6 protein-coding genes are annotated in these 14717 nt (G+C 72.8%); all 6 read right to left on the bottom strand.

The window, feature by feature from the left end:
• Positions 1 to 48 precede the first annotated feature (48 nt).
• The gene (locus ACIRPX_RS13990; protein WP_404193025.1) at positions 49 to 729 is read right to left on the bottom strand and encodes a DUF1295 domain-containing protein; all 681 of its coding nucleotides are present in this window, start codon (positions 727 to 729) and stop codon (positions 49 to 51) included.
• Positions 730 to 802: 73 nt separating this feature from the next.
• On the bottom strand, positions 803 to 1966 hold the full coding sequence (locus ACIRPX_RS13985; protein WP_404193022.1) for a Rieske 2Fe-2S domain-containing protein: 1164 nt from the start codon (positions 1964 to 1966) through the stop codon (positions 803 to 805).
• Positions 1967 to 2042: 76 nt separating this feature from the next.
• On the bottom strand, positions 2043 to 4760 hold the full coding sequence (locus ACIRPX_RS13980) for a PEP/pyruvate-binding domain-containing protein (RefSeq protein WP_404193019.1): 2718 nt from the start codon (positions 4758 to 4760) through the stop codon (positions 2043 to 2045).
• Positions 4761 to 4779: 19 nt separating this feature from the next.
• The gene (locus ACIRPX_RS13975) at positions 4780 to 5871 is read right to left on the bottom strand and encodes an SAM-dependent methyltransferase (RefSeq protein ID WP_404193017.1); all 1092 of its coding nucleotides are present in this window, start codon (positions 5869 to 5871) and stop codon (positions 4780 to 4782) included.
• Positions 5859 to 6728, bottom strand: coding sequence for a thioesterase II family protein (locus ACIRPX_RS13970; RefSeq protein ID WP_404193014.1), 870 nt, complete (start codon positions 6726 to 6728; stop codon positions 5859 to 5861). The genes ACIRPX_RS13975 and ACIRPX_RS13970 overlap by 13 nt, the downstream gene beginning before the upstream one ends.
• A 79-nt stretch (positions 6729 to 6807) precedes the next feature.
• Positions 6808 to 14706: an aminotransferase class I/II-fold pyridoxal phosphate-dependent enzyme gene (locus tag ACIRPX_RS13965; RefSeq protein WP_404193011.1), complete on the bottom strand. Its 7899-nt coding sequence runs from the start codon at positions 14704 to 14706 to the stop codon at positions 6808 to 6810.
• Between the last annotated feature and the right edge of the window lie 11 nt (positions 14707 to 14717).

Below are 14717 nucleotides of genomic sequence, written 5' to 3'. Positions count from 1 at the left end.
CGTTCCTCCCGTTTCCCGTCCGCCGGCGGTCTTCTTCCGCGGCGGCGCTCAGTAGACGAACGGCACCAGCTTGGCCGTCTTCCCGGAGTACTCCTCGAAGGCGTCGCCGTATCGCCCGGCCAGGTACTTGTCGAGCATGGGGATGTTCAGGAACGCGAACATGGACGCCATGATCGCCGGGATGACGAAGGCCCACGGACTGCCCGTCACCAGCGCGAAACCGGTGAAGAGCACGACGTCACCGAAGTAGTTGATGTGCATGGAGTACCGGAACAGGCCCTCCGTGTACAGCTTGCCCTTGTGCTCCGGCGCCTGCTTCCACACCTTGCGCTGGTACTCCGAGCCGGTGTTCAGGTACGAGCCGGCCAGATAGAAGACCACGCCGAGCCAGGCGAGCACGCCCACCGACGCGGCGTTGGTGCCGCCCAGAAAGGCCATCGTGCCGTGGATGATGACGACCCAGACGCCCACGGTCGCGGCCTCGGACCACTCCATGCTGCGTTTGAGCATGACGAAGGTCGTGGCGATGAACCGGAGCAGATAGATCGCCGAGAGCGCGAGAAGCAGACCGCGGCGGAGCGGCTCGGCATGGTCGAAGTGGGTGCCGAACCAGCCGGCCACGGTGTCCGTGCCTCCGAGGAGGAACCAGGCGGCCGCCGCCACGGCCGCGGCGTTGCACAAGGTCACCAGCGTTTTCGGGCCGATGGATCTGCTGTACCCGCCGTACATCTTTCACGCTCTCTTTCCGGTGGGGTGGGGGGTGGGCTCAGGAACGGTACGGGGGGGGCGGGCGCGAGGGCCGTCAGGAGCGGGCCTTGGCCAGGCCGGCGGACCTCGGTTCGGCCGTGCGCTTTCCGCGAGCGCCGTTCGCCCGCCGGGTGCCGCCGGCGCCGGCGGCGGCACCGCCGCCGTCCGGCTCGCTCGCCGGGGTGTCCGCGTGGGCCTCGGCCTCCGCCTTGAGCCGGTCGCGCATCTGCAGGAACTTGGCGTTCATCTCGTCCACCGCGATGAACTTGTTCACCCCGCGCTCGCTGACCTTGGGTTCCTGGCGGAGCATGATGCCCACGTCCTGCGGGTCCTGGACGAGCCGTTCCATGAGCAGCGAGGCCCGCAGCACCCAGGGCCGCAACTGCTTGATCGGCACCATGGTCCGCAGCCTGGGGTACTCGTACAGCCGCATGATCGCCAGGGTGTTCTCGTCGTCGATGGGCGTGAGCCAGGTGGTGATCTCCAGGAGCCCGGTCTTGACGTGGGTCAGTCCCGGTGCCTGGTAGATGAGGTTGAAGTGCGAGCTGTTGTCGGGATTGGCCTCCTCGCTCTGGTCGAACGTGGAGCGGATGGTGGTCCCCTCGACCTCGACGCTGTGGTTCACGATCTTGTTCGCGGCGAGGTAGCGGTCGCGGCCGTCCGTCCACAGATTGCGCGCGGTGCCGTACATGAAGGTGTAGTCGATGTTGTTCGTCCAGTGATCCCGGTGCACAAAGGTCACGTGGTAGAACTCGAGAAGGCTCTCGATGTAGCGCGTGTAGTGGAGGGGACGCGTCCACGAAATGGTCTCGTAGGGCCGGGGGTTGCTCGCCAGCTCGCTCGGCAGCTCGATGGCCGGCAGCTCCTCCCGCTGGTCGCCCCACCACATCCAGACCAGGCCGTGCTCCTCACGGACCGGGTACGTCCGCAGCTTGAGCGAGGCGGGGATGCGTGCCTCGGAGCCCAGCGCGGGCACCACCTTGCAGGTGCCCTCGGCGTCGAAGCGGAAGCCGTGGTACGGGCATTCGACGGTGTTGCCCTTGAGGCGGCCGTCGCCGATGTTGGCGCCCTTGTGGGGGCACCGTGCCGTCTGGCACACGAGTGCGCCGTCGAGGTCGCGCCACAGGACGAGTTCCTCGCCCATGCGGCGCACGCCGGTGGGCCTGTCGCGCTTGAGGTCACCGACCTGCAGGATCGGGTACCACTGGTTGGGGATCATCCTGGCTGTCTTCCTCTCGTCACCCGCGCCGCGGTGAACCGGGCGCGGTGTACTGGCGGATGGGCGGTACGCGCACTCAGCCCTCGACGACCTCGACGACACCGGTGTCGCCGTCGACCGCGACCATGTCGCCCGTGTTGATGCGCTGCGTGGCGTACTTGGTGTTGACCACCGAGGGCACGTTGAACTCGCGGGACACGATCGAGCTGTGGGAGAGCATCGAGCCGATGTCGGTGACCACGCCGCCGGCGATCGCGAAGAGGGGTGTCCAGGAGGCGTCGGTGTAGCGGGTGACCAGGATCTCTCCCGGCTGGAACTCGTCCGCCTGCCAGACCAGGTCCTCCACGATGCGCGCGCGGCCGACGATGCGTCCCGGGCTGGAGCCCAGCCCCTCCAGGCGCGTGCCACCGGCCACGGGCCGCACCGACCGGGTCGGGTCGTGCTCGCCGATGAACGTCAGGGGCGGCTCGGGCAGCCGGTTGTGGTACTCGTGGACGCGCCGGCGCTCGTCCAGCTTCGCGCGGGAGAACGTCTCGCGTCCCGTGTCCCCGCCGGCCAGGTACGCGCGCACGTCCTCGAAGTCGAGGTGGGCGACCTCGTCCAGGGAGTGCAGGACGCCCTCCGCCACCAGGCGGCGGCCGACCTCGTACACCACGTTCCTGACCAGCCAGATCGACGTGATCATCGACATGCGCGTGGTCTCGCGCAGCTCGCTGCACAGGGTGTACATCGCGATGACCGTCTCCAGCGTCTTGCGCCGGGGCAGCGGCAGCTTCCCCAGCGCCGACCAGATGTCGCCCTCCGCCCGGGCCCGGCTGCGTCCCATGATGTCGTCGACGGAGAAACCGTCGGCGGCGTAGCGGCGGATCATCTGGAAGATGTACGAGGGGTCGTCGATCCAGCGCGGATGGGTGAGCTCCATCTCCTGCCGCCCACGGGTGCCGTTGGCCCGCATGAACGGTTCCATCTCGGCGTTCCAGAAGAGGCGGCCCTCCTCGTCGTCGCGCAGCCGCTGCGCGATGCGTTCGAGCGGCGTCTCCTCGATGATCCCCATCACCCGCGGCCGGGCCTTGGCGGCCTGGGCGATCGTCCAGATCTCCTGGGCGGACGCGACGGTCCGCAGGCTGGACATGTCGGTCTTGAGGCGGTTCTGGAGATTGTCGCCAGCGGCTCCCAGCCACTTGCCGCACAGCTCGGTGAGGACGCCGTAGAAGCCGAACGCGTTGATGTAGTAGGGCATGTAGCCGACGTGCGCGTCATGGAAGAAGGCGAGGTAGCGGGCGAGTTCGGCGTCGAGTTCGCGGCGGCTCATCCGCGCGAGGTCCAGCCGCCGCGCACGGTCGAACTCGTACAGCCGGGTGGCGACCATCTCCTCCGCGCGGTGCTTCATGGTCAGCATCTCGGTGCCCGTGAACCGCGCCCAGTGAAGGGTGGACAGCAGGTCCTCGATGCCGCCGGGGAAGGTGCCGAAGGGGTTGGCGTACGCGGTGAGGTCGGCCTCCTCGCTGACGAAGCGGCTGGTGAAGTGACGCTGGTCGCGGGTGGGCAGGCACTGGCCCAGCAGGTGGGCGGTGTAGGAGATGTTCAGATAGACGTGGCCCTGGAAGTAGCCCATGTGCAGGTCCACGTCGCCGGTGTCGCGGACACCGAGGGCCGCGGCGCAGTCGCGGTGCACGTGCTGCTGGTAGTAGCGGGCGAAGCTCAGGCCCAGCGGTGACATCAGGCCGACGAAGATCTCGCCGATGTCCATCCGGGACCACAGCGTGCCCTGCCGCACCGCTTCCGTCTGCGGTGCGACGTAGGGGCTGTGCCTCTCCTCGGCCGCCTGTTCACGGGGGCGGGTGGTGATCGGCCTGGTCTGCAGCAGGTACAGCGTGCCGTCCCGCATGGCCCACTCGACGTCCTGCTCGGTGCCGTAGTGGGCGCGGACGTCGAGTGCGAGCCGGGCGAGCGCGGTGAGCTGGTCGCGGGTCAGGCAGGGGGCGCTGCGGTCGGCGGCGTCCACCTTGGTCATGCCGATCGTGCCGGGGGTCACGGAGGCGCACTTGGTCACCTTGTAGCGCACGCGCTCCTCGACCACGTCCAGGGTGCGGTCGTCCAGGACGAAGAAGTCGCTGGAGACGCGCCCGGACACCAGTCCCTCCCCGAGGCCGCAGCAGGCTTCCACGACAAGCCGGTTGGGCCGCCCGCCGACCGGATCGACGGTGAACAGCACGCCGCTGACGTCGGCGTGGACCATCTCCTGCACGACCACGGCGATGGAGCCCGCGGGACCGCTGTCCCGGTAGGCCGCGGCCCGGTCGGACCAGAGCGACGCCCAGCAGGTCCGCACCGCCTCCAGCAGCGCGGTGTCGCCCGAGACGTCCAGGACGGTGTCGTGCTGCCCGGCGAACGACTGGTCGGCGGAGTCCTCCCGGCAGGCCGAGGAGCGGACGGCGACCCGTGGCCGGCCCAGGTCCTCGTAGGCGGCGAGGACGGTCCGGGCGAGGGGCTCGGGGATCTCCCGCGAGACGATCAGTTCGCGGATCGCCGCACTGCCCGCGCCGCGGGCCTCGGCGGCACGGATCTCCGCCGCGAGGCCCGTCTCGCGCAGGAAGAGGTCGAACAGACCGGTGCTCAGGCAGAAGGCGGGCGGGACCGGAAGGCCGGCTTCGGTCATCTCGCCCAGCCGGGCGGCCTTGCCGCCGGCGTTCTCCACGGCGGCAGGGGTACGGCCGAGGACGATCACGAGGTCCGCGTACGGGGACCGTGCGAGCTCCGCGGGGGCCGGGACGCTGTCGGTTCGGGTTTCCATGATGAGATCTCCTGGCCTGTCAGGCGCTCTGGACGTCAGAGTTGGTGCCGACGAACGCGCGGAACGGCTGGCCGGGGACGACCCGCGTGGCCCGCACCCCGGTGAAGCCCGCCTTCTCCAGCTGCGCGACCAGCTCGTCCGCCCGGGGCAGGGGGCCGCCGAAATCGGCGTACGAGAACCAGAGGTTGAGCACGTCGAGACCGGGGTTGCCGCCGCCCTGGCAGGACGAGGTGAGCAGCAGCCGGCCACCGGGGGCGAGGAAGGACCGGGCCCGCCGGAGCACCTCGACGCGCTCGGCCTCGGGGAAGTAGTAGATGTTGTTGTGCAGCGTGACCAGGTCGAACTGGGGCTGCAGATCCAGTGTCCGCAGATCGCCCTGGCGGGTCTCCACCCGTTCGGTGAGGCCCCACGCGGCCATGTTGCCGGCGGCGCGCGCGGCGACCTCCTCCTGCAGGTCGACCGCGACCGCGGTCAGCCGCGGGTTCGACTCGGCGGCGTAGCGCACGTAGGCGCCCGTCCCGCAGCCGATCTCCAGCAGCCGCACCGGGCCCTCGCGCTCAAGCGTCCGGTCGATGGCCGCCTGGACCAGCCCGCGCAGCGCGAGGGAGGAACGCGCGATGACGGTCCCGTCCTGGTCCTCCAGGGAGAAGCGGCGGCCGCCGCCGAGCATGCGGGGCGCGTCGAGCAGCACCGGCACGTGGAAGCGCAGGATCTCCTCGAGGGCGGCGGCCACGGCGTCGTTGCCGGGCTGGGCCAGCAGCCTGGCCGCCGGGCTCCTGAGCCGGTAGCAGCCCTCGCGCCTGCCCAGGTCACCGAGCCGGACGCCGGTCTCCAGCCAGGCACGCAACTGCGGACGGTCGTCCTCGGAGATCTCCAGGTACTCGGCGAGGCTCTCCAGGTCGCACGGGCGCACGGCCAGGCAGCGCAGGACACCCGAGCCCGCGGCGGAGGCGAGGAACGCCGCCCGGTAGAGCGGGTTGACCAGCACGGTCGACAGGGTCAGCAGCACCGGGTTGCGCGGGTCCGCGACGATCTTCGCGACGGTCAGCACGTCCGTGAGCGGATCCTCGACCCGGTGCTTGACGGTCCTGGCCAGGCTCAGCAGATCCATGAGGGTTCCCTCTTCGGAGTGGTGGGTCGGTCGGTCGCGCCGGGGGCGGGCCCGTCGGTGAGCCGGGCGAGTTCGCTGCCCATCCCGCGCAGGAGTGCCTGCCTTGACGGGCCGTTCAGGAAGAAGTGGTCACCCTCCAGGTGGTGGTGCAGGAGGGAGCCGCGGGTGTAGGTCCGCCACGCCTCCACGGAGGGGCGCGAGGCGATCGGGTCGCGGGTGGCCGAGAACGCGGTCATGGGAGAGCCCAGCGGAGCCCGCGGAGTCCACCGGTACTCCTCGCAGGCGGTCAGGTCGGCGCGCAGCACGGGCAGCCGCCGCTCCAGGTAGGAACTGCCGATGACCTGGTCGTCCCCGAGACCGCCGAGGGCCCGCACCAGCTGCCGCAGGTCCGCGTCGGACAGCGACCGGTCGTCGCGGTCACCGTAGAGGTGGGGTGCCCTGCTGCCGGACACGAACAGGTGCCGGGGTTCGGCGTGTCCCCGCTCGCGCAGCGCGCAGGCGACCTCGTAGGCGAGCAGCGCGCCCATGCTGTGCCCGAACAGGGCGTAGTCCCGGGCGAGTTCACGCTCGACGAGGGCATCCGCGATGTCACCGGCCAGGGGCCGCATCGCCGTGTAGGGGCTCTCCCGCAACCGCAGGCCGCGCCCCGGCAGCAGGACGGGCACGACCTGCACGCCCGTGCCCAGCCGGTCGCCCCAGCCCCGGTACACGGAAGGGGTGCCGCCCGCGTACGGGAAGCAGATCAGCCGCAGGCGCGGGGGATCGGCTCCTCCCGCGGGGGCGAGAGAAGGGAACCAGCCGGCGAGGGGTGGCCGCGGGGCCGGGCCGGGCCCCGGCGGCCGCTCGGTGATGGGCACGTGGATCCTCACAGTCCTCGGTCGTCGCTCCGTCGGTCGGTCGTCGCTCCGTCGGGGGCCGGTGCCGGCACGGCCGGCTTCAGCGGGGCACGAACTTGCGGCCCTCGGGCGAGTTCAGCCAGGCGAGGGTGAGGTCCATGCCTTCCTGGAAGCCGACCTCGCTCTTGAAGCCGAAGTCGTCGCGGGCCCGGTCGATGGCGTAGGACTGGTCGCGGTCGAAGAGGTGGACGGCGTGCCGGGTGAGCACCGGGCGGGAGGTGACCCTGAGGGCGCCGTAGAGCTTCTCGGACGCCGTGGCCACCCCGCGTGCGAGCGGTGTCGGCAGGCTGAAGGCGGGCGGCTTGACGCCCAGGCCGTGCGCCAGTGCCTCCACGTACTCGCGCCAGGTCGTCAGATCACGGTCCCGCAGGTTGTAGACCCGGCCGGCCGCGGTCTCCGAGGTGCAGGCCGCGATCATGCCGTCGACGAGGTTGCCCACGTAGACGAGCCCGGCCGGTACGTCGCCCCGGCGGATGTAGACCATCTGCTTGGCCAGCAGGAGCGTCGCGATCTCGATGACGAAGTCCTTGCTGCGCGGCCCGTAGACCGAGACGGGCCGCACGACGGTCAGGGGCAGTCCGGCCCGTTCGGCCGCCTCCCGGACGGCGCGCTCGCCGAGCACCTTGCTGCGGTTGTACGGGAGCCCGATGTCCCGCGGTTCCGCGGACTCGTCGCAGGGCGTGACCGGGTAGCCGTAGACGTCGGTGGTGCTGACGTGCAGGAAGCGTTCGACGGTGCCCGCGTGGTGCGCGGCCTCGACGAGGCGGCGGCTGCCGTCGACGTTGATGCTCCGGAACTGCTCCCAGGGACCCCAGTCGGCCGACATCCCGGTGCAGTTGTAGACGTGCCGGACGCCCGCCGTGGCACGGCGCAGGCTGTCGGCGTCGCCGAGGTCGCCGGTGGTGATCTCGACGTCGGCGCCCTCGAAGGCGGAGCGGTCGCTGCCGGGCCGGACCAGGACCCGTACGCGGTGGCCGTGTTCGGCCAGCCGCCGGGTCAGGTGTCCGCCGATGAAGCCGCTCGCGCCCGCGACCAGGACGTCGGGGCCGGAGTCCCGGACAGGGCCCGGCGTGTGCCGCACGGCGGCCTCCGGCGTGGTGGCGGACGCGGTGGCGTCCGGTGCGGTCTCGTCCGCCGCGCGGCCCGTGGCCGAAGCTGCGGTCGTGTGGTCTGCCATGGCACGCCCCAGGACGTCGAGGGAATGTTCCAGGTCTTCTTCGCTGTGGTCGGCGTTGATGAAGAAGCGCAGCCGGCACTCGTCGCGGGCGACCGCCGGATAGCCGATGGGCATCACGTTCACGCCGCGCTCCAGCAGGGTGTTCGACAGCGCCATGGTCGTCTCCCAGTCGCCGATGACGACCGGGATCACCGCGGACGCGCGGGAGACACCGATGTCGAGGCCGCGGGCCCGGGCCGCGTCCCGGAAGTGCTCGGCCAGGCCCCGTACCCGGGCCACCCGCCGCGGATCGTCCTTGACGACCCGGATCGCCTCCAGGGCGGCGGCCGTGTTCGCCGGCGAGATCCCCGTGCTGAAGATGTGCAGGGGGGCGGTGAACCTGAGGTACTCGATGAGCGGGCCGCGGGCGGCGATGTAGCCGCCGAGGCTGCCGAGGGCCTTGCTCAGCGTGCCCATCCACAGGTCGACCTCGCGCCGGTCGACCCCGAAGTACTCGCCGATGCCCCGGCCCGTACGGCCCAGCACGCCGATGGAGTGGGCCTCGTCGATCATCAGCATCGCGCCGTGGCGCTTCTTGACGTCGATGAACCGGCGCAGATCGGGGATGTCGCCGTCCTGGCTGTAGGCGCCCTCGATGAGCACCAGCGCGCGGCGGTGGCCCGCGCGCAGCGACCCGAGCATCGAGTCCAGGGCCCGCCAGTCGTTGTGCGGGAAGGGCCTGCGCCGCGCCCCGGACAGGATGCAGCCGCGTACCGCGCTGTCGTGGATCCACTCGTCGTGCAGGACCAGGTCTCCGGGGCCGAGGATGTGGCCGATGGTCGCCACGTTGGTGGCGTGGCCCCCGGCGAAGACGATCGCGTCCTCCGTGCCGAGGAAGGAGGCGATCTCGGCGTCCAGTTCGTGGTGCAGCGGCGTCTCCCCGAACAGGAGAGGCGTGGCCGAACTGGAGGTGCCGTAGCGGTCGATGGCCTCCTGTGCCGCCCTGCGGACGCGCGGGTGGTGCGAGAGCGCCAGATAGTTGAAGGACGCGAAGTTCAGCACGGTACGGCCGTCGACGGTGGCACGCCCGGCGTTGTGCCCCTCGTGGACACGGCCGTACGGGTTGGCGCCGCTCGCCCTGGCCTGGCCGAGCCGCCCCTGCAGCTCCGCGTACTCGGCCCACTCCTCGAACTCCCGCTCCTGCCGGACCGCGGGGGCCGGGCCACTCGCCGGAGCCGGCACGGCCGCGGCTTCGGGGCGGCGTCCGCGGGAGTGCGCGGCGCCGACGGGCGCGGGCGCCGTCCCCGTGCCCAGCAGGTCCGCCAGCTCCCGGACGCTGGGGTCGTCGGGAAGCGCCCGGTCCGTGCGAAGACATCCGGGGTAGGCGCGCTCGAGCGCCCGCTGCAGTTCGGTGCGCATGAGGGAGTCGAAGCCGAGGTCTTGGCCCAGCCGGGCGTCGAGCGGGATCTGGTCGACGGGGAAGGCGCACACGCGCGAGACGTGTGCGAGGAGCACCTGGAGCGCGTCCTGGCCGCCCGCGGCGTCGGCGGCCTCGTGGCCGTCCCGGGCGACCGGGTGCGCGGCCGGCTGCGCGCCGGCGGCGTGTTCGCGCCGGGGGGCTGCTCCGGGTGCGTCGGGTGCGTCGGACACGCCGGCTGCTTCGGGTGCGGCGGGTGCGGAATGCTCTGTCACGGCCGGTGCCTCCTGCCGGGGCGACGTGAACCAGTACGACTGCCGCTCGAAGACCGTGTGCGGTACGGGCACCCGCGCTCGCCGGTGTCCCTCGTCGAGCGCCGCCCAGTCGACCTCGCCGCCGGCGCAGTCGAGGCGGCCGAGCGACTGCAGGAGGGTCCCCCAGTCACCGCCGCCCGCCGGACCGCCCCGGCGCAGCGAGGGAAGCCACAGCACCGGGTTCGCGGGGTCCGGGGGTGTCGTGGTGCGGGCCAGGTTGAGCAGGGTGGGGTGCGGGCCGATCTCGACGAAGGCGTCGCAGCCCAGGCGGCGCAGCGCGGCGAAGCCGTCGGCGAACCGGACCGTGCCGAGCATGTGCTCCACGAGATCGTCGGCACCGATGCGTCCGGTGATCTGCTCGCCGGTGCCGTCGAAGACCCATGGGATCGCCGGCTCCGCGAACCGCACGGCGCGGGCCGCCTCCCGCAGCGGCCCGGCCGCGCCGGCCATCAGAGCGGAGTGGAAGGCGTGCGAGACGGCCAGCGGCCGGACCACGACGGAGCGGTCCTGGAGCAGGGCGCGGACCTCGTCGATCTCCTGGCGGGCCCCGGACAGGACCAGGTGGCCCGGAGCGTTGACGGCGGCCACCGAGACGCCGGGGAACCGGCCGGCCGCCGAGCGGATCACGTCCGCGTCCCCGGCGCACGCGATCATCGCGCCGTCGCCGGGCTGCTCGTCCATGTGCCGGCCGCGGACCGCCGCCAGCGTCAGCGCGTCCTCCAGCGACATCGCACCGGCCACGCAGGCGGCGCCGTAGGCCCCGATGCTGTGCCCGAGGACCGCGGCCGGCCGCACGCCCGCCGACATCCACACCTCGGCGAGGGCCACCTCCAGTGCCACCAGCGCGGGCTGGCAGTGGCGGGTGCCGTGCAGCAGGCCGCCGCCCGCCTCGGTGAAGAGCAGATCCGGCAGGGGCAGCCCGATGAACGGCCGCAGCACCTTGTCCGCCCGGTCGAGGGCGCGGGCGAAACCGCGGTGGGTGTCGTACAGCCCCCTGCCCATGCCGGTGTACTGGGTGCCCTGGCCGCTGAAGAGGAAGGCCACCTTCGGTGCCGGGCCGGAGCGGGGCCGCTCGCGGACCACGGCGGTCGACGCCTCGCCGCGGACCAGGGCGTCGAGGGCGGCGTCCAGTTCCCCGGCACCGCCGCCGATCACGACCGCCCGGTGGCCGAGCCGGGGCCGGCCGGTGTTCGCCGCCCGGCACAGGTCCGCGACGTCCGCGTCCGGGTGGGCGGCCAGGTGGGTGCGCCACCGCCGGGCCAGTTCGGTCAGCGCCGTCGGCGTGTGCCCCGACAGCCGCAGGGCGTGCACCGGGCGCCGGGGCGCGGCCGTCTCGTCCCCGGTGGTGTCGGGGGCCGCTTCGAGGATCAGGTGGGCGTTGGCGCCGCCGAACCCGAAGGAGCTGACGGCGGCTCGCGGCACGGCCCCCTCCGGCAGCCTCGCCGGCCGCGTCGGCACCTCGAGCGCCGCGCCGCGCACCAGATGGCGGTTCGGGGTGCGCAGGTGCAGGGTCGGCGGTACCTGGCGGCGGCCTACGACGAGGGCCGCCTTGATCAGGCCGGCGATGCCCGCGGCGGCCTCCAGATGACCGATGTTGGTCTTGACGGAACCGACGAGGCAGGGCTCGCCCTCGGGGCGGCCGCGGCCGTAGACGGCGGCCAGTGCCTCCCATTCGACGGGGTCGCCGAGCGGGGTTCCGGTGCCGTGGGCCTCGACGTAGTGGATCGCCTCCGGCGTCAGGCCGGCCTGGTCCAGGGCCCGTTCGCAGACGGCGCGTTGCGCCGAGGTCCGCGGAGCCGTCAGGCCGTTGCCCCGGCCGCCGTGCCCCGTCGCCGAGCCCCTGATCACGGCGTGGATCCGGTCGCCGTCGGCGAGGGCGGCGGAGAGCGGCTTGAGCAGGACCAGGCCCGCGCCCTCGCCGCGCACGTAGCCGTTCGCGGAGTCGTCGAAGGAGCGGCAGCGGCCGTCGGCCGACAGCATGTTGCCCGCGGCGAACGCCACCGAGAGGCCGGGGGTGACCATCAGGTTCACCCCGCCGGCGAGGGCCGCCGAGCACTCCCCGCGACGCAGGCTCTCGGCGGCGAGATGGACCGACAGCAGGGAGGAGGAGCAGGCCGTGTCGACGGCGAGGCTCGGCCCGCGCAGATCGAGCGTGTACGACAGCCGGTTGGCCGCGATGGAGTGCGCGTTGCCGGTGGCCCCGTGGACGTCGATCGCCTCCGGCCGGCTCATCTGCAGTGCGGAGTAGTCGTGGCTGCTGATGCCGACGAAGACCCCGGTGGCACTGCCCGCGAGAGTGCCCGGGTCGAGCCCGGCGTCCTCCAGGGCCTCCCAGGCGACCTCGAGGAGCAGCCGCTGCTGCGGGTCGGTCCGGGCGGCCTCCCTCGCCGACATGCCGAAGAAGCGCGCGTCGAACTCGTCGACCGCGTCGAGGAACCCGCCGTGGGCGGGCGCGTTCACCCGGCCGGCGTCCCAGCGGTCCCGGGGCACCTCGGTGATCGCGTCGCGGCCGTCCATGAGCAGGCGCCAGAGACCGTCCGCGTCGGGCGCTCCGGGAAGGCGGCACCCGATGCCGACGATCGCGATCGGCTCGGCCGCGCCGTGGTCCGCGGCCGCGCGGGAGGCCGGTCCCGCCATCTCGCCGCGGGGGGTGTCCCCGGCCGGGGCTTCGGCGGAACCCGCGGCCGGTGCCGCGGTGCGCGCCGGCCGGCCGGCGAGGTGGCGGGCGACGGCACGCGCCGTCGGGTGGTCGAAGACCGCGCCGGTGGTGACCTCACGGCCCGTCAACGCGCCCAGTTCGGCCACGATCTCCACCGCCTGCTTCGAGTCCAGCCCCAGGGACGCCAGCGGTTTGGTGGCGTCGACCGCCGCTGCCGGCAGTCCCAGGCAGGCAGCGATCCGCCGGACGAGCCAGGCCTCGACGGCCTCCGGCCCGTCCGGCACGGTCCGCTCCTCCTCGGCGGGCGCGGTGCGGGGCGGCGTCGTGACCTCCCCGGGCCGCTCGCCGAGGAGGAGCGCGATCAACGTGTCGACCCGGGGGCGTACGAGGAGTTCACCGAACGGGACCGCGGTGCCGAGCCGCCGCTCCAGCCCGCGCACGGCGGTCAGCAGCGCCGGGTGGTCGAGGTCCAGCTCGGCGAAGGTCCAGTCGGTGATGTCCGGCGCGTCGTCCCCCGGGGCGACTCCGGTCAGGGCCTCGGTGACGGCGTCGGTCACCAGCCGCCTGCGCCGGCCGGCGGGCGGACCGGCGGGCGTCCCGTCCGGGGCCGGGGCCCCCGCGTCCCGGGTGACGCTGGCCGCGAGGGCCGTGAGCCGCAGATCGAGGAAGTCCCGCCTGCACGCCTGGCGCTGGATCTTGCCGCTGGTCGTCTTGTGCACGGTCGACCGCTTGAGCAGGACGACGGCGTACGGTGCGACCTCGTGCGCCTCGGCGATGGCGGTGCGCAGCCGGGCCAGCAGTCCGGGCGCGTCCTCGACGCGCCGGCCCTCGACCTCGTAGGCGACGACCATCTCCTCGGCGCCGTCCACCTCCACCGAGAACACGGCGCCGCTGCCCGCGCGAAGGCGTGCGTCGGTCCGCTCCACGGTGAGTTCGATGTCGTGCGGGTAGTGGTTGCGGCCCTGCACGATGACGACGTCCTTGGTGCGGCCGACGACGTACAGCTCGCCCCCGCGCAGGAATCCGAGGTCGCCGGAGCGCAGATGGGGTGTCCCGTCCTCGCCCTCGATGCGGGCCCCGAACGCCGCGCCCGTGGCCTCGGCCCGCCGCCAGTAGCCGTGGGCGACGTTGCCGCCGGCGATCCAGATCTCCCCGATCCGGTCCGGCGCGCCGATCCGGCGTCGTGTGGCCGGATCGACGATGGCGACGTGCACGCCGTCGACGGCCGGGCCGCATCCGACGACCTCGGCCGCCCGGCCGTCATCGGCCTCGGCGGCGGGTCGGACCCTGCCCTCCCCCAGGGCCTGGGAGGCGAAGGCGCCGACGGTGGGCGCCGCGTCGGCCCGCACACCGGTCACCATCAACGTGCCCTCCGCGAGCCCGTAGCACGGCAGGAGGGCGCTGTGCCGGAAGCCGCGGGGAGCGAATCGCTCGGTGAAGCGCCGCAGCGTGTCCGCGCGCACCGGCTCGGCGCCGTTCAGCGCCAGCCGCCAGTGGCCGAGGTCCAGGCCCTCGCTCTGCCGGTCGGTGATCCTGCGGACGCAGTGCTCGAAGCCGAAGTTGGGCGCGACGCTGGTGGAGGCACGCGTGTCCGACAGCGTCCGCAGCCACAGCAGGGGCCGGCGTACGAAGGACATGGGCGCCATCAGGTGCGCGGGAAACCCCCCGTAGAGCGGGGTCAGGATGCCCCCGATGAGGCCCATGTCGTGGTACGGCGGCAGCCACGAGACCATCGCCGAGTCGGCGTCGTGCCGCAGGCGCCGGTGGATCGCGCGCAGGTTGTGGATCAGGTTGTCGTCGCCGACCATGACGCCCTTGGGGGACGACGTCGATCCCGAGGTGTACTGGAGGAAGGCCGGGGCCTCCCCCCGGGGACCGGGGTGGCGCCAGTCGTCGGCGTCGGTGGTGCCGAGTCCGTCGGTCACCAGCCAGCGCAGCCCGCCCAGGCCGAGCGTGGCGAGCTCGTCGTGCCGGCCGTGCACGAAGCGGGAGATCTCGCCGGTCGTCAGTGCGTGCGTGGCCCCCGCGTCGCGGGCGATGGCGGCCAGCCGGGGCATGGTCTGCCCGAACCGCCGCGTGTCCGGCGGATACGCCGGTACGGCGATGGCTCCGGCGTACAGGCAGCCGAGGAATCCGGCGATGTAGTCGAGGCCCGGCGGGTGGAGCAGCAGGACCGGTTTCCCGGCCAGGTCCTCGCGCTGCAGGGCGACGGCCACCGCCCGGACGCGCTGGTCGAGTTGACGGTAGGTCAGAAACTCGCCGTCGGAGCCGGCGCCGGTGAGGAAGCGGTACGCCAGGGCGTCCGGGCGCTGTTCGCAGTGGTGCCGCAGCAGCCCGGCGACCGTCGCCGGTTCCTCGCCCCGCCGAAGAGTGCCAGTCGGACGTTGGTTCATGAGCGTCTCCG

This window comes from Streptomyces sp. NPDC101225 (assembly GCF_044767585.1).
GTDB lineage: Bacteria > Actinomycetota > Actinomycetes > Streptomycetales > Streptomycetaceae > Streptomyces.
This window is presented reverse-complemented; position numbering and strand designations above follow the sequence as displayed.